This is a genomic window from Paucimonas lemoignei, assembly GCF_004342585.1.
Taxonomy (GTDB): Bacteria; Pseudomonadota; Gammaproteobacteria; order Burkholderiales; family Burkholderiaceae_D; genus Paucimonas; species Paucimonas lemoignei.
The window spans coordinates 505,761-529,089 of record NZ_SLZQ01000001.1; the positions used below are offsets into that span (position 1 = coordinate 505,761).

Sequence of the window (23,329 nt, forward strand, 5' to 3'; positions counted from 1 at the left end):
AAAGGCCATGCCTACCCGGATTTATCCCTCTCTTCCTGGCATCGCAGGCATCATGAACAAACAGCTTTTGGCAAATTGGCAGAAACTACAAATACTCCAGCACTATTTACAGTCTCGAAGCTCGGAGCCCATGAGCAAACTTGATCAAGTAAAATAGCGGCTCTTTTCTTTAGCCGGATTGCGATTCTGCGGGGAGCCTGGCCCCCTTGCAGTTCGCACCAACGAGTTTCATGCTGCGAATTACAGATCTTCAACTTCCTCTTGAACATTCCGATGACGAGCTGCGGGAAGCCATTTTGCAGCGTCTCGGCATTCCCGCGGCGGCATTGCTTCACTATACGATTTTCAAGCGCAGCAGCGACGCACGCAAGAAAACCGCGATCAGCTTTATCTACACGCTGGATATTGATGTTGCCGATGAAGCAGACGTAATGCGCCGATTGAAGAATGATCGCCATGTCGGCAAGACACCAGACACATCCTATCAATTCGTCGCTCAAGCGCCTGCCAAACTATCCACGCGTCCGCTGGTTATCGGTTTCGGTCCCTGCGGGATTTTCGCGGCATTGATCCTGGCGCAGATGGGTTTTCGCCCAATCATCCTGGAACGCGGCAAGGTTGTCCGTGAGCGAACCAAGGATACCTGGGGCCTCTGGCGCAAGCGCGACCTGAAGCCCGAGTCGAACGTGCAATTCGGCGAAGGTGGTGCCGGGACATTCTCGGACGGCAAGCTGTATAGCCAGGTAAAAGATCCAAAGCACTATGGCCGCAAGGTCTTGACTGAGTTCGTCAAGGCTGATGCGCCGCCTGAGATTTTGTATATCAACAAACCGCACATCGGCACCTTCAGGCTTGTGAAGATGGTGGAGCAAATGCGTGCGACCATCGAAGAACTCGGTGGAGAATTCCGCTTCGAGAGCAAAGTGGAAAGCCTGGATCTAAAGGATGGCAAGGTTCGCGGCGTCAGCTTGGCTAACGGCGAATATCTGGCTTCGGACCAGGTCGTGCTGGCTATCGGACATAGTGCCCGCGATACCTTCCAGATGCTGTACGACAGTGGCGTATACATGGAAGCCAAACCCTTTTCCATCGGCTTCCGCATCGAGCATCCCCAGTCGATCATCGACCGCGCCAGATTCGGGCCCTATGCTGGCCACCCCTTGCTGGGCGCGGCAGATTACAAGCTTGTGCACCACTGTTCCAATGGCCGCTCGGTTTACAGTTTTTGCATGTGCCCGGGCGGCACCGTGGTGGCGGCGACCTCCGAACCCAATCGCGTCGTCACCAATGGCATGAGCCAGTACTCGCGCAATGAGCGCAATGCCAACAGCGGCATCGTGGTAGGCATCACGCCCGCTGATTACCCGGGTCACCCGCTCGCAGGCATTGAATTCCAGCGCCACTGGGAATCGCGCGCATTCGAACTGGGCGGCGGAACATACGACGCGCCGGGCCAACTGGTAGGAGACTTCCTGGCCAACCGCGCTTCCACTGAATTCGGATCCGTGCAGCCATCGTACAAACCAGGCGTGCACTTGGGGAATCTGGATACCGCTCTGCCGGACTATGCAATTGCCGCGATTCGTGAAGCGATCCCGTTCTTCGATAAGCAGATCAAGGGCTTTTCGATGGCCGATGCCGTGCTGACTGGTGTAGAAACCCGGACATCGTCGCCAGTGCGCATCCGCCGCCGGGATGACACCCTGCAGAGCATCAATACCGTCGGGCTCTACCCCGCCGGCGAAGGTGCCGGGTATGCCGGCGGCATCATGTCGGCAGCAATCGATGGCATCCGGGTTGCCGAAGCGGTCGCACTGAGTATGACGGGCGACTCGCCAAAGGTCTCGGCTTAAACGGCAGCGAACCAGCTTACGGCAAGGCCGCGCTGGCCTGAGAATTCTCCGGGCAGCCAGGTTCGCGCCCCCAGCGCCCATCGCATACTCGGATGCGGCAAAGCTCGCTGTCCAGAAAACCCATCGTACCGCATCGCTTTAACTGGGCTTCGACAGACGCCTGAGACGGTGTGGCGCTTTCGCGGACCAGTCCATTCTTTTTGGCTTTCTTTTGATCGGCAGCGCCTGAACGCGATGCGCTTTTTGCGCTTGCCTGCTTCCGGGCAGCGTCTTCCGCAACAGGGTCCGATTTTGCGGACACCCTATTTAACAAGGCTGCGATCAATTCCACGTCGCCGTCTTTTTCGGCAGACTTGCCTTTTGCCATGCTTTGGCGCGGAGCGTTGGCAATGCTGCTGCCGGATTTATCCTTTTTAACAGCAGACAAATTTTTGTCGACCACCTGCGCATCCTTCGATGCGACGGGGCTTTGCTGGGCAGGAGCCGGCTCATTGACCGGAAGAACAGGACTGCTACCACTGCTTCGCATCGCTGACGACGCTGTACCAAGAGCCTCACCAGCCTTCCCCTTGTTTTCCGCTTCAGATTGCGCCGCCACTGCCGGCTGCATGACAGCATTTCCCTTCTCTTCGTTGACTTGAAGCGGGCTTGGCAATTTGGGAGCTGGAGATTCCTGCGCACTTATCGTCAACGCCACCTTGCCATCCTCAACGCCGGACACCACAATGGCTGCCATCTGTTCGCCCGGCACCTCGGTCGCGCTCCCTGCCGCATCTGCTGCGGACGTGGCAATTTTCGGCATTGACGGTAACGCTGGATCAGCATGAGGCGACGACGTTTGTTGCGTCGCTTCCAACAATTTTGCCGGACCAGCCTCCCTGAACGGGACTGCTCCAGTAGCCTGCCAATATCCAATCGCCACGGCGCACATCGAGGCCGCGCCTAACAGGACGATCAGGCGCTTTCGATGCGGACGAGATTGTTCCAGCCCGCCGAGAATACTGCCGTCCTGGACCTCCGCTGCATGCAGCATGGTTTCGGTATAGAGCGATGGTCTGCCTGCTTTGCTTGGGGAGGCAGGTCCCGCCGATTGTGCAGTCATGAGGAATAGCGACTATATGAATATCAAAGTATCAATTGCAACAGTTATAACATTAATATAATATTAATTGCAACTTTTGCATTTCTTTGCATTCATCAGCCTGCTGATTACCCATGTTAACAAGCAGCACCCTATTTATTCTGTTGGTCATGGCGTACGGCCTGGCGATCATAGCAGGCGGAATCTTCGTTCTTGATTCCGAACGGCGGCAGGCCTTGCAAAACCGGATTCAGCGTGCAGGCAACTGGATGTTGACAATGTTCTGCGGAATTGGAGACGGCGTACAACGCACATCGGGTAGTACGGGGCGCATGCTTTTGGAGTCATTCAGGCGGCCGTTGGTATTCATCCTCCACCATCGGCTGCATGCAGCGGCGAGCATGGGTTTGCTCGCATTGCCGATCATCCTCGTCCTATTTTTTCTATCTTCACGCTCCCTGCCTGGATACCAGGAGATGCCGCAAACCACTGATCCGGTCGTCCTTGCGCTACTACGCGGTGAACAATTAGCGCCTCCACCACCGATGCCGCCCGAGGCATTCATTACTCCTGAAGTCGCCGCAATCCGGCAGGACTTGGGCGGAGCCAGCCGCGAGTGGTTGGCGCTTGATGCCGATTTTCGCCAACGTTTACTGATCGTCTTCCAGCTCATGGAGAAAAAAGGGTATCCGATGGCTTTGCTGGAAGGTTACCGCAGCCCGGAGCGACAAACATATCTCGCAAGCCTTGGTCCGCAGGTTACGAATGCCGGAGCATTCCAGAGTTACCACCAATTCGGCCTGGCGGCTGATAGTGCCTTTGTCCGAAATGACAAGCTCGTCATCTCGGAAAAGGACCCCTGGGCGATGCAAGGCTATCGGCTCTATGGTGAATTGGCAGAATCGGTCGGTCTCGTCTGGGGCGGACGTTGGAAGATGATGGACTTCGGCCACGTCGAATTGCGCAGGCAGGGAACAATCCAGCGCAAATAGAAATTTATATTGCTAATTTGACATAGTGAAATTATCATTCTAACAATTATCAATTTCATAATTCCATATCCAGCATGACCAGACCATTCATCGTAATAGGTGACGCAACGAGTCATGGCGGCACCGTAGTCGGTGGAGCGCCGACTACCGATACTGAAGGCAAACGTATTGCACGCGTGGGTGATCAGGTGACTTGCCCTCGCAAGGGGCATGGAGGCATGACAGTCATCGTGACGGGCGACCCGAACGTGCTCATCGATGGCAGCCCCGCAGCACGTCATGGCGACCTCACAGCCTGCGGCGCAACTCTGGTGGCGACACAAGTACCGACCAATACCGAGTGAACCGGATTACCCCTCTATAAGCCGAGATCAGTTGCAGATATGACTTTCCCCAAACACTCCGTTTTCAGCACTGTGCAGTCTTAATGATGTCCGCGTCTACGTCCTCGCGTCCTGTCCTGTTACGTCTGGTTAAGTGGATACTGATCCCACTCGGCCTGGTAATTAGTATCTGGCTTGGCGTGATCCTTTGGTGGCAATCCAGCAAACGCCAGATCAGCCTGGAAGACGTCCTGATTTATCTGGTTGCCATGCCATTGGCTGCCATCGGAATCTTCGCTGCCATCCAATGGCGACGCGCGCGGCAAATCAAAAAGGACCAGTCCGCTCCGACTACAGCCAAACCTGCGAATACCGCCCCAAATGCAGCGAACATAACTGAAAGTACTGTACCCAGCGGCTTGCCCGTGATTGCAGGCTGGGGAATTACCTGTGCCGGACCAGGCATCCACGACTTTCACTCTGCCCTGTTGGAGAAAAAACTTCGGCCTCAGCCTGACAACGGCCTGCTTAACGACTATGGCTATCCCATACATGCCGGCCGCGTGCGGGATATCGATACCTCTGTGGTGGAATCGGGACTGGAGCGCATCATTGCCAACAATCCCGGCTTGTCGCCAGCTTACAACGACAGCGGCCGAGATGGCTTTCTGCGCGCCCTCGCTCTTTTACATCACTTGACCGACCAGTTGAACATGGACTGGCCGTTGATGGTGGAATCCGCAGAAACGAACGACAGCCGCCACGGGCTGGCCACTTTGCGCGGCACGGAGCCGGTCGACCGGCAAGCTCACAAGCGCTTGCGCCTGCAAATCAAGTTCATCGTACCTGCCGACTTTACGCCGGCTGAGCAGCAATTGGCATTAGCGTATCTGCTTCAGCAAACTTCTTCTCTACCGGTCGATAGCGGAAGCATGCATGTCCAGATGGTGGCAGCCACTGATGAGCCAGCGGCCCTGCTTCTCGCGGAGCGCTTCCGCACCGAGTATCTCCATGCTGCGGAATCCCAGGCCTTGCTGTTGCTGGCATGTGATTCCACGCTTTGCCAGGTCATAACCGAGCGATGGCAGGTCGAAAGCCGGCTGTTTGCCAGCGATACCCCTCAAGGATTGATGCCTGGCGAAGCGGCATTCGCGATCTTATGCGTGAACGACAAGGCACGTTCTCTGGCGCTTACCTCGCCGTCCTGCACCTTGCAGCCGGTGATACTAGGACGTCGCGACGAACCTGCCGATGGCGCCCGCAAAGCCGGACATGCCATGCTTGATACCGTGGTCAAAGGCGCCCTCGCTGCCGCAGGCGTATCCACCGAAGAATGCGTAGCAATTGCATGTGATGCCGATCACCGCAGCAGCCGCGTCCTCGAATGCATCGGCACCATGCTGGCCAACACGCCGCATCTTGATGCCATCGAAGACAGGCTTGCCATCAATGAGATGTGCGGCCATACCGGCGCAGCGTCAAATGCAGGTAGCTGCATTGCCGGCATCGTCCATGTAGCAGAAACGGGGCGCCCCGTTCTCCTTTTCAACGTCAGTCATGCCTATGAGCGTGCGGCTGCCGTGCTTCTCCCGTCGGCCGATTTAGCACAGGCGTCCCGACATGCTTGATTTCCCGCTCATTCCGATCATGTGTACTTGCTGAATGGATTGCATCAAATGAATCGACTCTTTTCCCTATTCCGTGACGCGCGCTTCGCATCTGCCGTCGGCCTGCTCTTCATCCTCGTCGCAATTTACGTGATTGGCACGACTTTCGACATGCGAAGCGAATGGCTGTATATCGGCTGGACCATGGCAATTACGGCCTGGATCGCGTATCTGTTGATTAGATGGTTTGTTGCCCGGCGCGCGGGAAAAGCGATGGAAAGCATGTTCGCGACACAAGTCGAGGATGCTGTAAAACTTGCGCCAACGGATAAAAAGCAGGAAATCGACATCCTGAAGAAGCGATTGCTAGAAGCTGTTCACACCATCAAAAATTCCAAGCTCGGGCAGCGCACCGGATCTGCGGCACTCTATGAAATGCCCTGGTACATTGTAATCGGCAATCCGGCTGCGGGTAAAAGCACAGCCGTACTCAACTCAGGCCTCAACTTTCCTTTTTCCGACAAAGGCGGGCAATCCGTACAGGGCATCGGCGGCACGCGTAACTGCGACTGGTTTTTTACGACCGAAGGCATCCTGCTCGATACTGCCGGACGCTACGCCGTGCAGGAGGAAGACCGCGAGGAGTGGTTCGGCTTTCTCAAGCTTTTGAAAAAGTATCGCCCCAAGGCGCCGATCAACGGCATCGTCATTGTCGCCAGCATTGCCGAGCTATGCAGCAACCGTCCTGATGTCGGCATCACGCTCGCGCGCGAATTGCGCCAGCGCGTGCAGGAATTGACCGAACGCCTCGAACTGTTCGCACCGGTCTATGTCGTCTTTACCAAGGTCGACCTGATCGCGGGCTTCGTCGATTTCTTCGAGGATTCGGATGCGGAAGAGCGCAGCCGCGTATGGGGCGCCACCCTGCCCTACGATGGCGATGGCAAAGCCAACGCCATCAGCCATTTCGATCAGCATTTCGACAAGCTCGCTGAAGGCATCAAGGAGTTGGGCACGACGCGCATGTCGCTCAATCGCAGCGAAGGCATGAGTCCCGGCGTGCTGACTTTCCCGCTCGAATTCGTCGGGGTCAAGCACCATTTGCGTACCTTCATCGCCACGCTATTTGAAGATAATCCCTATCAGTTCAAACCGATTTTCCGAGGTTTCTACTTTACCAGTGCGATCCAGGAAGGCGTCGCTACGCATGCCACCGGCGAACGCATCGTGCAGCAGTTCAGCCTGTCCGCCGGCCGCCGACTGACTGCCAGTATCAGTTCCAATACCGGGTTCTTCCTGAAAAACCTATTTTCGTCGGTGATCTTTGCAGATCGCAACCTGGTTCGCCAATACGCCAGCCGCAGCAAGATCCGCTTGCGTTATGCCACATTCTACGGCGCCGTGCTGGCGCTCGGTCTTGTCCTTGGCGGCTGGAGCTGGTCATTCGTCAACAACCAGCAATACATGGCCAATATCCAGGCCGATCTCGACCATGCCAGGAAGGTACAGGAAAATCGCGTGGATCTGGCGTCACGACTTGAGGCGCTGGGCATCCTGCAAGACCGTCTGCAACAACTGAAGCAATATCATGACAGCCGCCCGCTTGCGCTGACGTTCGGCCTGTATCAGGGCGACCGGATCGAGCACAAGTTGCGGGCTGAATACTTCAAGGGATTGCAGCAAGTGATGCTGCAGCCGGTTGCCGCAAATCTCGAATCCTTCCTTGCCGAGGTAATCGCCAACGCCGGCAAGCTTGAAGCGCCTGTGCGCAGCGCGCAGGGCGGAATGGTGCTGGCTGCCGCCCCCGCCAACAATGGACCGACCCTGTACAAGGACGCCCTCCCCGGCAATGCCGAAGACGCCTACAAGGCGCTGAAGACTTACCTGATGCTTGGCAATCGCGACAGGATCGATCCGGGTCATCTCAACGACCAATTGACGCGGTTCTGGCGGAACTGGCTCGAGAACAATCGCGGCACCGCATCGCGCGAGCAAGTTGTCCGCCACGCGGAGAAACTCATCTCCTTTTATCTGGCCCAGGCCGACCAGCCGGACTTCCCGCTCATCGACAACAAGCTGGCGCTGGTAGACCAGGTTCGCGACACGTTGAAACCGGTCGTCAAGGGCACGCCTGCGCGGGAAAGGGTTTATAGCGAAATTCGCATGCGGGCGGCGACACGTTTCCCCATCGTTACTGTCGCCAGCATCGTCGGCGAACAACACCAGGAAATCGTCGCAGGCAGCCATACCGTATCCGGCGCATTTACGAGGGCTGCCTGGGAACAGTACGTCGAAGGCGCCATCAAGGAAGCCAGCACAAAGGAATTGCAAAGCACTGACTGGGTGCTGAAGACTTCGGTAAAAGATGACCTGTCGCTGGAAGGCAGTCCCGAACAAATCCAGAAGGAACTGGTTCGCCTTTACAAGGCCGATTACGTCAACGAATGGAAGAAATTCATGCAAGGCATCCTGATCAAGGATTTCGCTGGTTTCGACAATGCGGTGCAGCATATGAATGTGCTCGGAGACCCGCAATCCTCTCCGATCAGCGCATTGCTGCAAACGCTCTACCACGAGACGTCCTGGGATAATCCTTCCTTGGTCAGCCAGGGTCTGCAAGGCGCAAAACGCGGATTGCTCGACTGGTTCCGTGAGACCGTGCTGCGGCAGACGCCGAACCAGGTTCGTATCGACATGGGGACAAATTCGAACGGTACAGCCGGTCTGCAGACTGGCATCGTGGGCAAGGAATTCGCCGCGATCGCCAATCTGGTCGTAGCGCGTGGCGACAATAAGGACCTCTCCTTGATGAAAGGCTATCTCGACCATTTATCCAAGGTTCGCACTCGTTTCAATCAGATCAATAACGCGGGCGATTTCGGGCCGGCGAGCAGGCAACTCATGCAGGCGACGATGGATGGCAATGGATCGGAACTGGCGGATGCGTTGAAATACATTGATGAAAATATGCTGACCGGGATGCCCGCTCAGGAAAAGGCGACCATCCGTCCGTTGCTGGTACGTCCGCTCATGCAGGCATTCGCCGTCATCATTGCACCTGCCGAGCGGGAGTTGAATCGCACCTGGATGGCGCAGGTTTATGAACCATTCAATCGATCTCTCGCATCGAAATATCCGTTTGCCGCGGATTCGAGAGTGGAAGCGACGCCGGGCGAAATTTCCCAGGTGTTCGGCCCTGACGGCGCCATTTCCAAGTATGTGCAGTCAGCCATGGGACCTCTGGTCATCCGACGGGGAGACACACTGGCAACAAGGACCTGGGCGGACATGGGTGTCAGATTGAATCCACAGTTCTCCGCCAATCTCGCGCGCTATGTTGCCGCACAAGGACATGCTGGCACTGCCAGTTCACCCAGCGGTAACGCCGGCCAGGCTCAGACCAATTTCCAGCTATTGCCTATCCCTACGCCTGGCCTGCTCGAGTACTCCGTTGAAATTGATGGTCAACTCATGCGTTACCGGAATGGCCAGCAAGAGTGGCACAGCTTCGCCTGGCCGAATGTGCTTGGCCAGCCCGGCGCGAAAATCACTGCAGTCACCAATGACGGCCGAACTGTTGAAATCGTCAATTTCCCCGGCCAGTTCGGCCTCGAAAAATTCATTAATTCAGCCCAGCGGAAAAAACTCGACAATGGCATTTTCCATATGAGTTGGGATAGCTCGGGTCACCAGGTGTCCCTGAGATTTCGCCTGATTAGCGATGCCCGTCCTGGCGCTGGATCAAACGGCGCAGCCGACACGGGATTGAGAGGACTTGCCCTCCCCGCTTCGGTGGCCGGTGAACAAGCGGAGGCAGCAGCGCCGGCGGCTGGGCCAGCACGTTCATGAGGGCGAGGTAATATCATGCAATTAAAGAATCCTTCTACTCTCTATTTTGGCAAAATTCCGGCGCGTGGCGATTTCGTAAAGAGCGCGACCGGAATCAAGGTCATTTCGCTGATAGACAACTGGGTCGCCCAAGGAATGGAATTACTCCTTGCGGAACCTGGTTGGAAAATCTATTACGACAATGCCGGGATCGTCGACTTTCTCTTTATCGGCACCCACAAAAAACATGCGATCGCCGGTCAACTAATGCCAAGCAGAGACGCGTCCTCGCGGCGCTTTCCGTTTATCGCCGCAAGCCTTTTCGAAATCGACGAGCCGCTCGATTTTCTGCGCCTTGGCACGCTGATGCTGGAACCCCACGTCAATCGCCTTCGCGCACTGGTGCAGTATGCAGTTACGACGCATGATGCAAACGAGGTGCTGGGCAGCTTGAACGAAATCCATCTGGAAGCTGAAATTGACGACCAGACCATTGCAGGCGCTTATAACCGCCATCTATCATCGGCAAACCTGGATAGCTTCAAACAATCCCTGGCGCTGCCGAGCGAGAATTCCAGCCTGCGTCACATGATTCTGGCGCTGGGCTATTTATTGCAGCCCATGCTATCCAACTACAGTATTCCACCGCAAAAAGGACTGGCGCTTCCACTTCCCCGTGACCCAGCCCAATCAAAGCTGGCCAGATGTTTCTGGCTTGATTTGATCGGCACATTCCTGCTGCGCGCGGAAATGGAACTCAGCATTTTTTCATGCACGCACTTCGGCCTGCCCAAGCTTATCGTGACCTTCAATGGCGTGCCGCCCAACATTTACCGAGCACTGTTCAATGAACAATCAGCGGAAGAATGCCTGATCGACGTCAGCCAGTCAGCATGGGTCGAGGAATGCGTCATGCAAGACCTCGGCACCATCAAGCTCTCCAGCTATCTGAGCCATGGCGACCTGGCCCTGAAACAGGTAGTAGAAACTTTTCGCCAGTGCTTTGCCGGCCTTTAGGAGTCGAACATGAAATTGTCCAATTCACCCATTTCGAACGCCCTGAGCGGCATTATTAACTCAACCTATACCGCAATCGCCGGCATGACCTTTCTGGCCATGACAATGGTTTCCGGATCCGTTTGGGCGGAACAATCCTCGACACAGGCAGCGACTGCCGGTACCGTGCCGGTCGGTCGTGTCGTCATTTCCGGCACCGTGCCTGATGAAGCAACAAAGGCTGCGCTGCTTTCACGCCTGCAGGAAGTATATGGAACCGGTCAGGTGGTCGACCAGCTAAGCGTCGGCGGCGTCATCGCACCGGCCAACTGGACTGGACATGTACAAAAGCTTATCGCGCCAAACCTAAAAACAATTCACAAGGGGCAACTTACTGTCGACGGCAATAACGTAGCCGTACGCGGCGAGGTAGATAGCGAGACGACAAAACAGACCGTAACCGGTAGTATCGCCAATTCGCTGAATCCGACATATACAGTCAAGAACGCTTTGCGGGTAGTAGCCAGCAGCCAGTCCGTTGTCGATCAGACCCTGGCAAACCGGGTAATTGAATTTGAAAATGGCAGCGCCATGCTGACGGAATCCGGCAAGCGAATTCTCGATGAAATGGCCCACGCGCTTTCGAAAATGGAATCCAAAAAAATCGACATTATCGGCCATACCGACGACACTGGAACGCGCGCGCACAATGTCTCACTCTCGATGGCGCGGGCAGACTCCGTTAAAGTGTATCTGGTCGCCAAAGGACTCGCGCCGCAAGCCATTACCACCACTGGCATGGGCCCTGACCAGCCGCTCGTATCCAATACCACCGATGACGGCCGCCGCCGCAATCGCCGCATCGAGTTTCGTGTAAGTCAGTAAAAGTCTGATCGATCGGATAACGTGCAGGATAGCCATCAAACGCCACCGGCCACCTGTGGCTGGAGACACAATCCATGCATACAAAAAAGGGCAGCTTGTGAAGGCCGCCCCATCGATCCAGGCAGAATCAGCTTTCCGACGCTTCTCTATCCATCCCCAGCAATTCTTCAAGATGAGAGAGGCTGCCCTGATCTTTCATCACGCTACGGAGCCATACATGCAGCGGCATGTTACCCCAGCGCGCCGCCTTGTCAGCAAGATAGGCTACCGGACTATGAGGCTCGGTACGACGGAAGAAATCGGCGACCAGTCGTAACTGTTCCAGCGCCTGGGCGCGGGTCCTGATCGGGCCCTTCGGTCCGCCACACTGAGCGAGCGCGTCCACTGTCGTAGTCTCATCCTCATCCACGGAGGTATTTTTTTCACCCTCCTCCAGTAAGCCGAGTTCGCGGGCAGTTCTCTGCAAGCGATCCTGTATGGCATCAAGCGATTCAGAAAGCGGCGCGAATGTCGGACCGTCATCACCAAACAAGGCGTCTGCCACCCGCTTGAGTTCGCCCAGTGCAGCCTGGCAGCGTACCGCATCGCTGAGCCATTGTTTAAACAAAGCCTGGTCGGTCTTGGCCGCCGCCGCGGAAAATTTTTCAAGAGTTATCTTGTCTTCCGCGATTGATTCGGGATCTCGCTGGAGCTGGGACTCCACCATGCGGGCCGACTCGAAGTCATTGAGATTGAATGCTCCCAGCTTGGACTGGGTAACCGGGATTTGCCGCACCAGCTCAGCCATGCGCTTTACCAGCCAGGAGATATTGCCGATTCGCTGCTCCTGGTCGCCACGTTCCGGCTGCGGATGGATCTGGCCGCCAAAGCGTTCGATCAGGCGTGCCGCCAGTTCCATGCCCTGCCCCAATCCAGCCAGGCCGTCAGTCTTGACCAGCCCTTCCGTCAGCCAGGCTGCCAGCCGCAAATCCTTGCTTCGCGTGGCGAGCAATTGTGTGCAGTCTTTTACGACTGCTGGCCAGTCAGCCTGTTTGAGCTCGGCTTGCCATTCACCATACTCGATGCTCGGATCGTCTTCACGGCGCGCTTCCTTGATGCGGTCGAATTCCGGAGAATACGCGAGATCTTCGCCACATAGAGAGGATTCGGATATAGGTTCAAGTATGCCTTCGAATTGCATGTTCATTGCTTCCTTTTACTTGCCGTTACCAATTTTGATAGTCAGCTAATACGGTAGCTGAAATCATTATTTTTATTCACGCCGACTTTCAGCTTTCGAATGGCCTTTCCCTCAGCCATGCGTACAAGCACCGCTTCGGCAATTTCCGGGAGCATGCTGCCGGAAAGGATATGATCGACATTGCGCGCGCCGGAATCCACTTCCGTGCAGCGGGCTAGCACCGCCTCCACCACGTCCTCCGTATAGCTGAAGGCAGCCTTGTGGCTTTCCTCGACGCGTTTCTTGATCCGATCGATTTTCAAGCGAATAATGTCGGCCAGAATATCGTCTGGCAATGGGTAATAAGGAATGACCTTCATTCGGCCGAGAAAGGCAGGCTTGAATGCCTTGAACAGGTGTGGACGGATTGCCTCTGCCAATGCATCCGGATCCGGCAACTCTTCCGGTGTCTTGTTCAGGCAAGCCTGCATAATGGCTTGCGTTGCGATATTCGAGGTCAAAATGATGATCGTATTCTTGAAGTCGATCTCACGTCCTTCTGCATCTTCCATCACTCCCTTGTCGAACACCTGGAAGAACAATTCCAGCACGTCCGGGTGCGCCTTTTCCACCTCGTCCAGCAGCACCACGCTATGCGGCTTCCTGCGCACTGCTTCGGTCAACACGCCGCCCTCTCCATAGCCGACATAGCCTGGCGGCGATCCCTTCAAGCCGGAAACCGAATGCGCCTCCTGGTACTCCGACATGTTAATCGTGATCAGATTGCGTTCACCGCCGTACAGAATATCCGCCAATGCCAGGGCAGTTTCCGTCTTGCCGACGCCGGATGGGCCCACAAACAGGAAGACGCCTTTAGGCTTGTTCGGGTCTTCGATACTGGCGCGCGCCGTACGGACCCGTTGAGCGATCTGATCCAGCGCGTGCGACTGGCCGATCACACGCTGCTCCAACAATGCTTGCAGGTTCAATATGGTTTTGATTTCATCTTTCACCATTTTCCCAAGTGGAATACCGGTCCAGGCTGAGACAATCTCGCCGACCGTCTGACCATCCACGCACACCGGCACCAGTGGCAACTCGCCCTGTAATGCCGCAAGTTCCTTTTGCTGTCTGGCGAGTTCGAGCTGCTTCGATTGCCGGTTGTTTTGCCCGCGCTGCATTGCCGGACCGTCCGTGCCGGTGGAAAGTGTAAGCTGCACGACATTCTCCGGCGCCTCCAAATCCGCGCGCAGTTCGCGTATTTGCGTAACCAACGTCTTTTCCTGCTCCCAGCGGGCTTCATCCGCAGCCAGCTTTTCAAGCAACTCGGCACGTGACTGAGTCAACTCGGCGAGCTTTTCCTGATGAACGGCTCCTGCAGCCACTTCCTTCTCCAGCGCTGCAATCTGCAGCGACAATGCTTCTGCGGCTTTGCGGGCATCTTCGATTGCGGCGGGCGTCGCTGCTTGTCCCAAGGCGACACGCGCACATGCCGTATCCAGGATGCCGATGGCCTTGTCCGGCAACTGACGGCCGCTGATGTAACGCGCAGACAGGCGTACTGCCTCGGCAATCGCCTCCTCCAGCACGCGAACCTGGAAATGCGCTTCCATGCGACTGGCCATGCCGCGCAACATGGCGCATGCCACTTCTTCAGAGGGCTCATCGACTTTAACGACTTGAAAGCGACGGGCGAGCGCCGCATCCTTTTCAAAATACTTCTTGTACTCGCCCCAGGTAGTGGCCGCAATGGTACGCAATTCGCCACGAGCCAACGCCGGCTTCAGCAGATTGGCTGCATCGTTCTGCCCTGCCTGTCCGCCGGCGCCGATCATCGTATGCGCTTCGTCGATGAAAAGAATAATCGGATGAGCACTGCGCTTGACCTCTTCAATCACGTTACGCAGGCGATTTTCAAATTCGCCTTTAACGCTGGCGCCAGCCTGGAGTAAACCAAGGTCGAGCACGTGCAGTGCGACGCCTTGCAAAGGCGTGGGAACGTCATTTTGCGCGATACGCTGAGCGAGCCCTTCCACTACAGCGGTTTTTCCTACTCCCGCTTCCCCTGTCAGGATAGGATTGTTCTGCCGGCGCCTCATCAGAATATCGATCATTTGCCGGATTTCGCCGTCGCGACCGATCACGGGATCAATCTTGCCGCTACGTGCGCGTTCAGTCAGGTTGGTCGTAAACTGGTCAAGAGCAGGCGTGCGGACTGATGAATTTTTAGAATCCGATTCTTCATCCTCTGAATTCGGCATATCCAGATCCGCACCTGCATCTGACTGCCTCAGGCTGACGGATTCCAAGGTTTCCGGAAAGTCTACCGTCCATTCAGCCAACTTATGCTTCAGCTCATCCAACGCAAATCGGGCAAACAGTTTCGAACTGCGATATGCCAGCTGGGACAAGTCCGGCTCGGTCAAAAGCGCCAGCAGAAGGTGGCCACTTCGGATGCGCGACACGTGATTGTCCAAGGATGCGAGCAGCCAGGAGTGTTCGAACAGTTTCGGCAAATATGCCGAGAATACCGGCGTACGGCCATTTCCGGTTTTGAAGCCGGAAATCTCATTTTGCAAGTCTTTCTCAAGTTCGGTTGCACTGATGTCGAAGCGACGGCAGAGCAGCGCAAAATCGCTCTGCCTATTTTCCAGCAACGCCAGGAACAGATGTTCCACATCCACTTCGTAATGGCCATGAGACACGCACAGGCTGATTGCACGCTCCGCCGCCTTGCGGCAGGTGCTATCGAGTTTTCCGATAAGTACTTTAAGATTTGTGCTCATTACTGGTCCCCGGTGAAGGTCTGTTGTTCTTTAATTGGGTTGATCAAATACGCCACTTCATGAGAATCGCCGCTCGCATTGCGCTTGCCCAGCCAGCCGTTCCAGCCCAGCCGTGTACTCCCGCCACGAGAATCGAGCGTAGCCTGTACCAGATCGCGCTTATCGAGTATCAGCCGAACCTCGCAATCATGCGCCGGACCAAGGATCAACCCGAACAGACGAATCAGGCTGCCGGCTGCTGTCCGCCCCGGCAAAAAATCTTCGAACTGGTTTTTACGCAGCGGACCAATCAGTAATCTGACTCGCGATGTCCGATCCCAGACACGAGTTCCGCACAACGTGGAAACGCCGAGTTCGCAATTAGCGCCGCCTAGCGTTGACGTTTCTTGCGGCGGCAGCTGAAACCATTGTCCAACGAACTGTTCGGCACGGCACTTCACCTGAAAATAATCTGCAACGACTCCGGCCAAGGTATTTGCCGACTGCGGGCGTTCGCGCAATGCGCCAGAGTAGTATGCTAGGGATTCATCGGCGACGCCGGCTTCACCTTCATGCAAGCGCTGTCGAAGACCTGGCAGGCCTACCCCTGCCAGGCTGAGTATCAGCGGAAGAAAGTGGTTCTTGCGGTCGGCTTCGTACTGAAGATGCAGCCGGTATTTCAGCCAGGTCTGATAAAAAAGCGCGACAGCCCGGCTTGTGAAGATATCCAGAAAAGCACGCGTGGCGGTATCACGATGATGCACCTCCCGTTCCGCGACATAGTGCGTGTAGTGCCTGGGCATCACGCCCATCGGCCCGGTCAGGCCAAGAAACGATGGTGTCAGTGTGACTTTACCGATTTTATCCGAGCGGCTCGGCTTGCTATTTTCACTTGCAGTATCCAGTTCCTGCGATTCCGCATTATCGAAAGCTGCAAGTGCTTCTTGCTGTATCTCGAACTCCAAGGCTTCGATTTCATTGGGCGGAAAACCCAATGAAATCGAATTACGGAAGCGGATGACTTGTCCGAGTATGTCGAGATCCTGCGGCACCCCATCCTGCTTACGATATTGCGTAAGCAGCAGACGCACAGCCTGAAAGAACTCGAAGCGATGAGGCTCGTCCCTGAGCTGATCGATCAGGCCAGGATCGATTCGCCGTTTCGTGCCGGGCATTTGATCAACTCCTGTCCAGTTTGCCTGGAAACTATGCTCAATTGGGTAAAGCTGTTGGTATGCACGTACAGGCCGAAAAAGTGATCCAGTATCTGCGCATACATGAACAAGCCGATACCTGCGTAATGCGATTCATCTACTGTCAGGCGGATTTGCATGCCGCGTACGAACGTTGGAAAGGGATTGCCAGCCATACGTGCCATGGTTGGACTGTGGTCTATTGCCGCAATCCCCGATATCTGGCGAGCATTTTGCGAGGCGCGCGTGATGTCGTACAAGCCAAGAATTTCGCGGATTGCATCGACGCCTGAACCTGAAAGCGATAGATGATTCAGCGATAAATGAGAAATTAGCCGCCATTGCGCACCGCGGCCGCGAGGAAAACGATAACTCCGTGTCGGCTTTCGGAGCAATTGGATTGTCTTGGCAATGGATCCCCCCTCGATAAACAAGTCTCCGTCGGGCAAACCAAACGGAAGCTGCGAAGGAAGATCACGGTTTGTGCACAACAAGTCGAGGCTGAGCGTATTGGTTTCGGGCCGTTGCGGATCGAGCGTGGAATCTACCAGAGAAATTTCCATGGAATAGGTGGACTCGGCGACATCGTCGATGTAACTAGCATGCCAATAGCGTGCCGGGCCATCAAGCTCTTCGCCATGACGCAGCGAGTAGAACGGCTTGAAGTCACAGATTTCCTCTGAGTTGCTGTCTTGCTGCACGCGTGCCACTCGCGTAATCTCATATACGTCATATGCGCGCGAATGGCGATTGTCGACAATGATCGGATATGAGGTCGAAGTTCCGGTAATGCGAATCGGCTCAGCCTTCTTTTGAAACAGGTTGACCACCGGTGCGCATCCGAGCACAAAATTATCCGTGCTGATCCGGTCAAGCAGGTCAAAGCCGTCGGCATTGCCACGGCTGCGCGCAAGTCCGATTCGCAATTCTATAGACTTCGTACCTGGCGGCAGTCGCCCTGCAATTCCGGCCAGATCGATATCCATGAAATTGAATTTTTCCGGAAAGGCAAAATACTCCATGAGTAACTGGTAGGCCCGATGTGTCCGGGCATCTTGCGCCACCAGCATTTCGTCTTCGGCAAACCCGACCGGTTGAATAATATTTACCGGCAAATCAATCTTTTCAGAACTGCTGGAAAAGCTGACCCAGACACCGATGGCCTTGGAAAACACCGCCTCGCGGATCATCGCGACGACAGAAGTGTCGCCATTCAGAAAAAATCGGATTTTCCCAAGCGGAAGCGAATCCAGTCCTGCCTGCTCGGATAAGGCCGACAGGTCAAGCCGGATCGCCGCAGCCGCCTGTCGCGCCAAATGGACCCGCAAACCTGAAGTATCGATGGCATTTTCAAACACCGCGTGTTCCAGACGTATCGGCCAGATATCGATATCGTATGCGGTCTGAAAGCGGCAAGCCACGCCTTTGACCGGACGCGTCTTGAGCTCGGTATGCCGAGGGATACGCGTGGACTGACTGAGTTGGGCGGCGGCGTTACCGCAATTAAAACAAGCAATAGATGCAGATGGAAATGGTCGCAGGTAATGCGGGTAAATCACTTCCAGCAAAGAATTCGTAATTTCAGGAAAATCGTCGTCGAGCTTCTTGTGAATCCGCCCCGTCAAAAAAGCAAACGACTCGATGAGCCTTTCGATGTGCGGGTCGTCGCAGGTCTCGCCGGACAGCAGCAGACGCCCGGCGACTTTTGGATATTTCTTTGCAAAATCGCTGGAAAGCCGGCGCAGATACGTCAGCTCGCGTTCATAGTATGGCAGCAGCGATTCCATTTCAGCCTGCGGCTAAGCGCTTTGATTTGTTGACCGAATACTGCAAAGTAGAGGGTTGCAGCAAGGCGTCGAAGTGCACCGGCTCGGTCGATGGATGCACTACCAGCAAGGCATTGATGGTGAACTTCAGTCTGTTCACCGCCTGCCCGTCGACTTCAAGCGATACCGCGACTTGCCTGAGCCGCTTCTCATGGATCCCGATGGTACGTTCCAGCGACCGGCAAATGAAATTCCGGTCTGCAGGGTTGGCAAGACTCAGTCCAACAAAATCGTTCATCCCATAGCTGCACATGGATCGCAGCGCGTGCGGATAACCGTCGAATGCGTCATTGTCAAAAGCGCATCGGGCATTCAACAATGCCTCCAGATCTCGCGCTACCGATTCTTTCAACTCCTCAGCCGAAATCATTCTCAACGAATGGCTTCCCGTCTGCTCTCTCGGCGCATTGTCGGCCAGCCGGTCAAACAATGTCTGCGAGTATCTAGCCTTGGAATTGGAAGTGATGAACATGCGTGATCCGGAAATTAGGGTATGGCAGAGAAATTGCGGCGCAGTCTTTGCGCCGCAACCGCATCACCAACAAGGGAACTGGGTTAGATTGCTTCGGTTGCCTTGTTCTTCGCCAGGCTCCACATTTGCGGATTGCTGCCGCCCTTCTTGCCGTCGATGCCCTGAACGGTATAGGTCCACTTGACCGAGGCGTACTTCAGAGCCAGGACTTCCTGCGGCAAGCCTTCGCCCTGCACGGTCGGCGTCACAGAAGCGACGATCACGTGGTTCAGGACGATTTCCAGATACTTGACCTTTTCCTTGCCGTTGGCGCGCATGAAATCGATGGTCACCTTGTTATAGGTATCGCCCTGGCTGCATGCCAGCCACAGCGACGGGCTGGTCGAGTCGATATCCTTGGTGAAGACCATGTCGCCGTGTTCAGCGCGCTCGGCGGTATGGCCACCGGAAGTACTGGCAGTAGCGGACTTCGGCTGACGGATCAAATGGCTCCACGACAGTGCCTCAAGCCATTTCGGATGGCCTTCATCACGCGACTCGCCTTCGATCTTGGTGTCACCGCCTTCGAACTTCAGGTAAATATCTTTCATTCTTATTGGCTCCTATTGTATGAATATTGCACCCGAGGGTGCGTACGAGGGGTACTTCTGCTACATCAACTACGCTTTTGCCGATTGAGGGAGCTCGGCTACCAAGCGCAACGACACGCTCAGTTCATCCAGCTGGAAGTGCGGTCGCAGGAATGTCACGGCGCGGTACACGCCAGGGCGTCCCGGCACCTCGGATACCGATACCGAAGCTTCACGTAACGGGTACTGTGCCTTCACTTCCTGAGAGGCGGAATCGTCCATCACGACGTACTGCGCCAGCCAGTTGTTCAGGAATTGCTCCACGCCTGTCGCTGCAGCAAAGCTGCCGATCTTGTCACGCATCATCGACTTCAGATAATGTGCGATGCGACATGAGGCAAAGATGTATTGCAACTGTGCCGACAGCACGGCGTTGGCATTGGCAGCGTCAGTGTTATATTTCTTCGCCCGCTGCGTCGACTGGGCACCGAAGAAGGCGGCATAGTCGGTATTCTTGCAATGCACAAGTGGAATGAAACCAAGGTCGCTCAGTTCTTTTTCACGGCGATCGGTAATGGCGATCTCCGTCGGGCATTTGAGCGCCACTTCGCCGTCGTCGGTCTTGAAGGTGTGGGTCGGCAAGTCCTCTACCAAACCTCCGCCTTCGACACCGCGGATCGCGGCGCACCAGCCGTAATGTTCGAACGCGTTCGTCAGCCGTGCCGCGAAGGCATAGGCGGTATTCACCCACAGATACTTGCTGTGATCCGTGCCGTTGACTTCCTCAACAAAATTGAAGCCTTCGGTAGCAGTGCCTTCCTTCGGGTTGTACGGCAAGCGACCGAGGAAACGCGGGACAGTAAGACCAACATAACGTGAATCTTCTGATTCACGGAAGGACTTCCACTTGGCGTACTCGAGCGTGTCAAACACTTTTGCCAGGTCGCGCGGCTTGCCCAGGTCTGCAAAGGTTTCCAATCCCAGCATCTCGGCCGAAGCAGCGCTGATGAAGGGCGCATGCGCAGCGGCGGCAACATGCGACATCTGTTCGATGAAATACATATCTTCGGGCTGACGGCTGATTTCGTAATCACCGATCAGCGCACCGAACGGCGCCCCCCCGAACGTGCCGAATTCTTCTTCGTACACTTTCTTGAACAAGGCACTTTGGTCGAAGTCGATGGCATTGTTGAAGTCGCGGACCAGATCTTTTTTGGTCGCGTTCAGCACCTTAATTTTCAGCATTTCGCCGGTCGATGTCTGCTTGCAGAGATAATGCAGGCCGCGCCAGGTGCTTTCCATCTTCTGGAATTCCGGATTGTGCATGATCTCGCTGAGCTGCTTCGAGATCAGGTTATCCAGCTCCGCGACGCGTGCATCCAGGGTCGCCGACAGGTTGTTTGACATGACGACGGTACCGTCCAGCACCTGTGTGACCAATTCAGTGATCAAATCACGCGCGCGGGCGCGCTCGGTGTCGGAACGTGCAACGCGGCTTTCATCGACGACCCTGTCGAGCAAGCTGACGCCGGCATCCTCGAATTCCGCAGTGCTCAATGCTTGTGCTTGTGCCATTTCAGTCCTCCTTGCGCTTGGATTCGTCGCTCAACCGCTGCAGGCTTTCCGTGCTGTTCAGGACATCGTTCAGGATGTCCTCCAGCCTGTCATTGCCAGCCAGCTTATTGCGCAGGTCGGATAGCTTGGTGCGTGCCTCCAGCAGCTTCTTCAGCGGTTCGACTTGCTGGACCACGGCTTCAGGGCGGAAGTCTTCGATCGACTTGAATGTCAGGTCTACGGCGAATTCACCGCCCTGTTCGCTCAAGGTATTCCTGGTGCGAAAGACGGCTCGCGGCGCAAGGCCTTCCATCACGTCGTCGAAGTTATCCAGATCGACATTGACGAACTTACGATCTTTTAGCTTGGGCTGCGCATTGGCGGACTGCCCCGCGAAGTCGCCCATAACGCCTACCACAAAGGGAATTTCTTTCTGTTCGATGGCGTCACCGATTTCTACGTCGTAGGTCAGCTGAACCCGGGGCGGCCTGATCCTTTGGAGCCGCTTTTGCACGCTTTCTTTTTTAGCCATGATGAATCACTTTCTCGGTATTGATTGGTTATGGATTGAACGACAGGCTATTTCAGGGATTTGAACGGATCGGCGGATATTCCCACTTTCGGTTCTACGGTGACGCTGATTTTTTGCACGTTTCCGGCCTGTGGCGCAGCAACTGAATGAGACTCCTTAGCCACCGTTTCCTCGGCCGCTTTAACGGCTTTTTCGGCGGCACGGACAGCAACTTTCTTGCGTTGCCGCGGAGCCTGGCTTACGCTCTTTTCGGGATCAGCAGGGACCAGTACCTTTTCCCCCAGTGCCTGACGCAGGGACTTGGTAAGGTTTTCCGCCTCCTGGCGAGCATTCGGATTTACGGGATTGTGCGGCACCAGACCTTGCACGGCTTTGGCGGCCACCCGAAGTCCGGATACGACCAACAGGCTTTTCGCTTCCTGGTTATTGTTATCTCGAGCCAGGGCTTCGTTCGCTGCCAGGATCGAAGATGGGTAATTGCCTTCATCGAACCAGATGTTGGCAATCTTCAGCCATGGCGTCACGTTGGTCGGACTTTCTTTCGCAGCCTGGTTCAGCAAAGCGATTGCCTGATCACGGCGGCCTTTGCTCATTTCACTTTCAGCCTGTGTTATCAGCGGCTCGATACTCGATTGGCCGTCGCTGCCAACGGTTGCCGTTGACGCACAGCCAGCCAACAGCACGACACTCAACGCTGCTATTGCCAAATGTTTTGCATGCTGTGCTCCTGCCAAGGCAGACATGGACTTGTTTTTCTTCATGTATTGCTCCCTTAAAAACTTTGTGGCTTTAACACCGTTCGCCAGCTCTTGCATTGCGTTTTATTGCAAATCCACTATCTTTAATTGCAAACAATATAATCTTTTAATTATCATTTGTGCAATGTTTCAGATATACTAACCGAAACATTATTGAAATTACAATTAATATTTTTATATTTTGTAATTTTTTCAACGTCCCTCGGACCTTGACCGGGTCCAAAACTGGCGGAGTGAAAACGTGAAATATGCAATCAAGCCATTAGGAGACAACTTGGTGCAAATGGAGGTAAGGGGTTATTTCGGATTTTTCTTACCAGGTCTTGTACGTGTGCTGGCTATCCTGCTGGTCTGCGAGACGCTCGCCGGATGCAGCACTGCGGTAAAAGTCGCGGCTGATGTCATCGCCGAAAAAGCGTTGGGCGCCATGGGGATCAAAGTCGACAGCCAGACCGCTAAAGCCCCGAAAACCGTACAACTTCGTCTTGAAACCGCCCAGGATTTAAATGCAGGCGAAGACGGACAAGGACTGTCGACAGTATTCCGGGTATACAAACTGAAGGATCAGAATGCCTTCCTGACCACGCCCTACTCTGCGTTTGGCAACGCCGAAAGAGAAAAATCGGCATTCGGCCAGGATCTCGTGGAAGTGCGTGAGCTGATTCTTTCACCAGGGGAGATCCTTGACCTCAAGGAAAAAGTGCCCACCGAATCCACTTATCTGGGTGCGGTTGCACTCTTTCGCCAGCCGAGCGCCCAGCGCTGGCGCTTCGTCTTTGCGTCCGCAGATTCTGAAAAAACAGGCATTACCCTTGGCCTGCATGCCTGCGCCATGACTGCCACGACCACGCCGCCAGTCGGCATGACACTGAACGAGAGTGCCTTATTGTCGCCGGCACGGTGCAAGCGATAACTGCATCCTGCCTTGAAAATCTG

General features: G+C 55.2%; 18 protein-coding genes. 8 read left to right on the plus strand and 10 right to left on the minus strand.

Annotation, left to right across the window (positions count from 1 at the left end):
* Nucleotides 1–230 precede the first annotated feature (230 nt).
* Nucleotides 231–1,853: an NAD(P)/FAD-dependent oxidoreductase gene (locus EDC30_RS02095; protein WP_132256797.1), complete on the plus strand. Its 1,623-nt coding sequence runs from the start codon at nt 231–233 to the stop codon at nt 1,851–1,853.
* Between the two features lie 16 nt (nt 1,854–1,869).
* Here the strand turns inward: EDC30_RS02095 and EDC30_RS02100 are convergent, their stop codons facing one another.
* The gene (locus EDC30_RS02100; RefSeq protein ID WP_132256798.1) at nt 1,870–2,784 is read right to left on the minus strand and encodes a hypothetical protein; all 915 of its coding nucleotides are present in this window, start codon (nt 2,782–2,784) and stop codon (nt 1,870–1,872) included.
* Nucleotides 2,785–3,068: 284 nt separating this feature from the next.
* Between EDC30_RS02100 and EDC30_RS02105 the strand changes: the two genes are divergently transcribed.
* The 6 genes from EDC30_RS02105 to EDC30_RS02130 all read left to right on the plus strand — a co-directional run bounded on the left by EDC30_RS02105 (nt 3,069) and on the right by EDC30_RS02130 (nt 11,565).
* Entirely contained in the window at nt 3,069–3,926 is an 858-nt protein-coding gene (locus tag EDC30_RS02105) for a M15 family metallopeptidase (RefSeq protein ID WP_243656617.1), read from the plus strand.
* 74 nt (nt 3,927–4,000) lie between these two features.
* Nucleotides 4,001–4,270 (plus strand): PAAR domain-containing protein, encoded by a 270-nt coding sequence (locus EDC30_RS02110; protein ID WP_132256801.1) that lies wholly within the window; start codon nt 4,001–4,003, stop codon nt 4,268–4,270.
* An 83-nt stretch (nt 4,271–4,353) separates the two neighbouring features.
* The gene (locus EDC30_RS02115) at nt 4,354–5,877 is read left to right on the plus strand and encodes a hypothetical protein (RefSeq protein WP_165973702.1); all 1,524 of its coding nucleotides are present in this window, start codon (nt 4,354–4,356) and stop codon (nt 5,875–5,877) included.
* 48 nt (nt 5,878–5,925) lie between these two features.
* Nucleotides 5,926–9,705: a type VI secretion system membrane subunit TssM gene (gene tssM / locus EDC30_RS02120; RefSeq protein ID WP_132256805.1), complete on the plus strand. Its 3,780-nt coding sequence runs from the start codon at nt 5,926–5,928 to the stop codon at nt 9,703–9,705.
* 15 nt (nt 9,706–9,720) lie between these two features.
* The gene (gene tagF, locus EDC30_RS02125) at nt 9,721–10,701 is read left to right on the plus strand and encodes a type VI secretion system-associated protein TagF (protein ID WP_132256806.1); all 981 of its coding nucleotides are present in this window, start codon (nt 9,721–9,723) and stop codon (nt 10,699–10,701) included.
* A gap of 9 nt (nt 10,702–10,710) precedes the next feature.
* Nucleotides 10,711–11,565 (plus strand): OmpA family protein, encoded by an 855-nt coding sequence (locus EDC30_RS02130; RefSeq protein WP_132256808.1) that lies wholly within the window; start codon nt 10,711–10,713, stop codon nt 11,563–11,565.
* 127 nt (nt 11,566–11,692) lie between these two features.
* Here EDC30_RS02130 and tssA read toward each other — a convergent pair whose 3' ends face one another.
* From tssA to EDC30_RS02175, 9 genes are all read right to left on the minus strand, one after another.
* Complete coding sequence (gene tssA / locus EDC30_RS02135; protein WP_132256810.1) at nt 11,693–12,751, minus strand: type VI secretion system protein TssA; 1,059 nt, start codon at nt 12,749–12,751, stop codon at nt 11,693–11,695.
* Between the two features lie 35 nt (nt 12,752–12,786).
* A complete protein-coding gene (gene tssH / locus EDC30_RS02140; RefSeq protein ID WP_132256812.1) occupies nt 12,787–15,510 on the minus strand; it encodes a type VI secretion system ATPase TssH in 2,724 nt (907 codons plus the stop codon).
* Nucleotides 15,510–16,664 carry a type VI secretion system baseplate subunit TssG gene (gene tssG / locus EDC30_RS02145; RefSeq protein ID WP_132256814.1) on the minus strand — a complete coding sequence of 385 codons (1,155 nt, stop codon included), beginning with the start codon at nt 16,662–16,664 and terminating at the stop codon, nt 15,510–15,512. Before tssG ends, tssH begins: the two co-directional genes overlap by 1 nt.
* A complete protein-coding gene (gene tssF / locus EDC30_RS02150; protein WP_132256816.1) occupies nt 16,628–18,469 on the minus strand; it encodes a type VI secretion system baseplate subunit TssF in 1,842 nt (613 codons plus the stop codon). The genes tssG and tssF overlap by 37 nt, the downstream gene beginning before the upstream one ends.
* A gap of 1 nt (nt 18,470) precedes the next feature.
* Entirely contained in the window at nt 18,471–18,980 is a 510-nt protein-coding gene (gene tssE / locus EDC30_RS02155) for a type VI secretion system baseplate subunit TssE (RefSeq protein WP_132256818.1), read from the minus strand.
* 83 nt (nt 18,981–19,063) lie between these two features.
* A complete protein-coding gene (locus EDC30_RS02160; protein ID WP_132256820.1) occupies nt 19,064–19,570 on the minus strand; it encodes an Hcp family type VI secretion system effector in 507 nt (168 codons plus the stop codon).
* Between the two features lie 69 nt (nt 19,571–19,639).
* The gene (gene tssC / locus EDC30_RS02165) at nt 19,640–21,124 is read right to left on the minus strand and encodes a type VI secretion system contractile sheath large subunit (protein WP_132256822.1); all 1,485 of its coding nucleotides are present in this window, start codon (nt 21,122–21,124) and stop codon (nt 19,640–19,642) included.
* Nucleotide 21,125: 1 nt separating this feature from the next.
* The gene (gene tssB / locus EDC30_RS02170; protein WP_132256824.1) at nt 21,126–21,635 is read right to left on the minus strand and encodes a type VI secretion system contractile sheath small subunit; all 510 of its coding nucleotides are present in this window, start codon (nt 21,633–21,635) and stop codon (nt 21,126–21,128) included.
* A 47-nt stretch (nt 21,636–21,682) separates the two neighbouring features.
* The gene (locus EDC30_RS02175; protein ID WP_132256826.1) at nt 21,683–22,396 is read right to left on the minus strand and encodes a tetratricopeptide repeat protein; all 714 of its coding nucleotides are present in this window, start codon (nt 22,394–22,396) and stop codon (nt 21,683–21,685) included.
* A gap of 238 nt (nt 22,397–22,634) precedes the next feature.
* Between EDC30_RS02175 and tssJ the strand changes: the two genes are divergently transcribed.
* Complete coding sequence (gene tssJ / locus EDC30_RS02180) at nt 22,635–23,306, plus strand: type VI secretion system lipoprotein TssJ (protein ID WP_132256827.1); 672 nt, start codon at nt 22,635–22,637, stop codon at nt 23,304–23,306.
* Nucleotides 23,307–23,329: the final 23 nt, after the last annotated feature.

Excerpts from the sequence above, each read along its gene's own strand:
- tssG (WP_132256814.1), bottom strand. The coding sequence starts at position 16,664 with ATGCCCGGCACGAAACGGCGAATCGATCCTGGCCTGATCGATCAGCTC.
- tssC (WP_132256822.1), bottom strand. The coding sequence starts at position 21,124 with ATGGCACAAGCACAAGCATTGAGCACTGCGGAATTCGAGGATGCCGGC.
- tssE (WP_132256818.1), bottom strand. The coding sequence starts at position 18,980 with ATGTTCATCACTTCCAATTCCAAGGCTAGATACTCGCAGACATTGTTT.
- EDC30_RS02160 (WP_132256820.1), bottom strand. The coding sequence starts at position 19,570 with ATGAAAGATATTTACCTGAAGTTCGAAGGCGGTGACACCAAGATCGAA.
- EDC30_RS02095 (WP_132256797.1), top strand. The coding sequence starts at position 231 with ATGCTGCGAATTACAGATCTTCAACTTCCTCTTGAACATTCCGATGAC.
- tagF (WP_132256806.1), top strand. The coding sequence starts at position 9,721 with ATGCAATTAAAGAATCCTTCTACTCTCTATTTTGGCAAAATTCCGGCG.
- EDC30_RS02105 (WP_243656617.1), top strand. The coding sequence starts at position 3,069 with ATGTTAACAAGCAGCACCCTATTTATTCTGTTGGTCATGGCGTACGGC.
- EDC30_RS02175 (WP_132256826.1), bottom strand. The coding sequence starts at position 22,396 with ATGAAGAAAAACAAGTCCATGTCTGCCTTGGCAGGAGCACAGCATGCA.
- EDC30_RS02130 (WP_132256808.1), top strand. The coding sequence starts at position 10,711 with ATGAAATTGTCCAATTCACCCATTTCGAACGCCCTGAGCGGCATTATT.
- tssA (WP_132256810.1), bottom strand. The coding sequence starts at position 12,751 with ATGAACATGCAATTCGAAGGCATACTTGAACCTATATCCGAATCCTCT.
- tssF (WP_132256816.1), bottom strand. The coding sequence starts at position 18,469 with ATGGAATCGCTGCTGCCATACTATGAACGCGAGCTGACGTATCTGCGC.
- tssH (WP_132256812.1), bottom strand. The coding sequence starts at position 15,510 with ATGAGCACAAATCTTAAAGTACTTATCGGAAAACTCGATAGCACCTGC.
- tssM (WP_132256805.1), top strand. The coding sequence starts at position 5,926 with ATGAATCGACTCTTTTCCCTATTCCGTGACGCGCGCTTCGCATCTGCC.
- EDC30_RS02110 (WP_132256801.1), top strand. The coding sequence starts at position 4,001 with ATGACCAGACCATTCATCGTAATAGGTGACGCAACGAGTCATGGCGGC.
- EDC30_RS02100 (WP_132256798.1), bottom strand. The coding sequence starts at position 2,784 with ATGTGCGCCGTGGCGATTGGATATTGGCAGGCTACTGGAGCAGTCCCG.
- EDC30_RS02115 (WP_165973702.1), top strand. The coding sequence starts at position 4,354 with ATGATGTCCGCGTCTACGTCCTCGCGTCCTGTCCTGTTACGTCTGGTT.
- tssB (WP_132256824.1), bottom strand. The coding sequence starts at position 21,635 with ATGGCTAAAAAAGAAAGCGTGCAAAAGCGGCTCCAAAGGATCAGGCCG.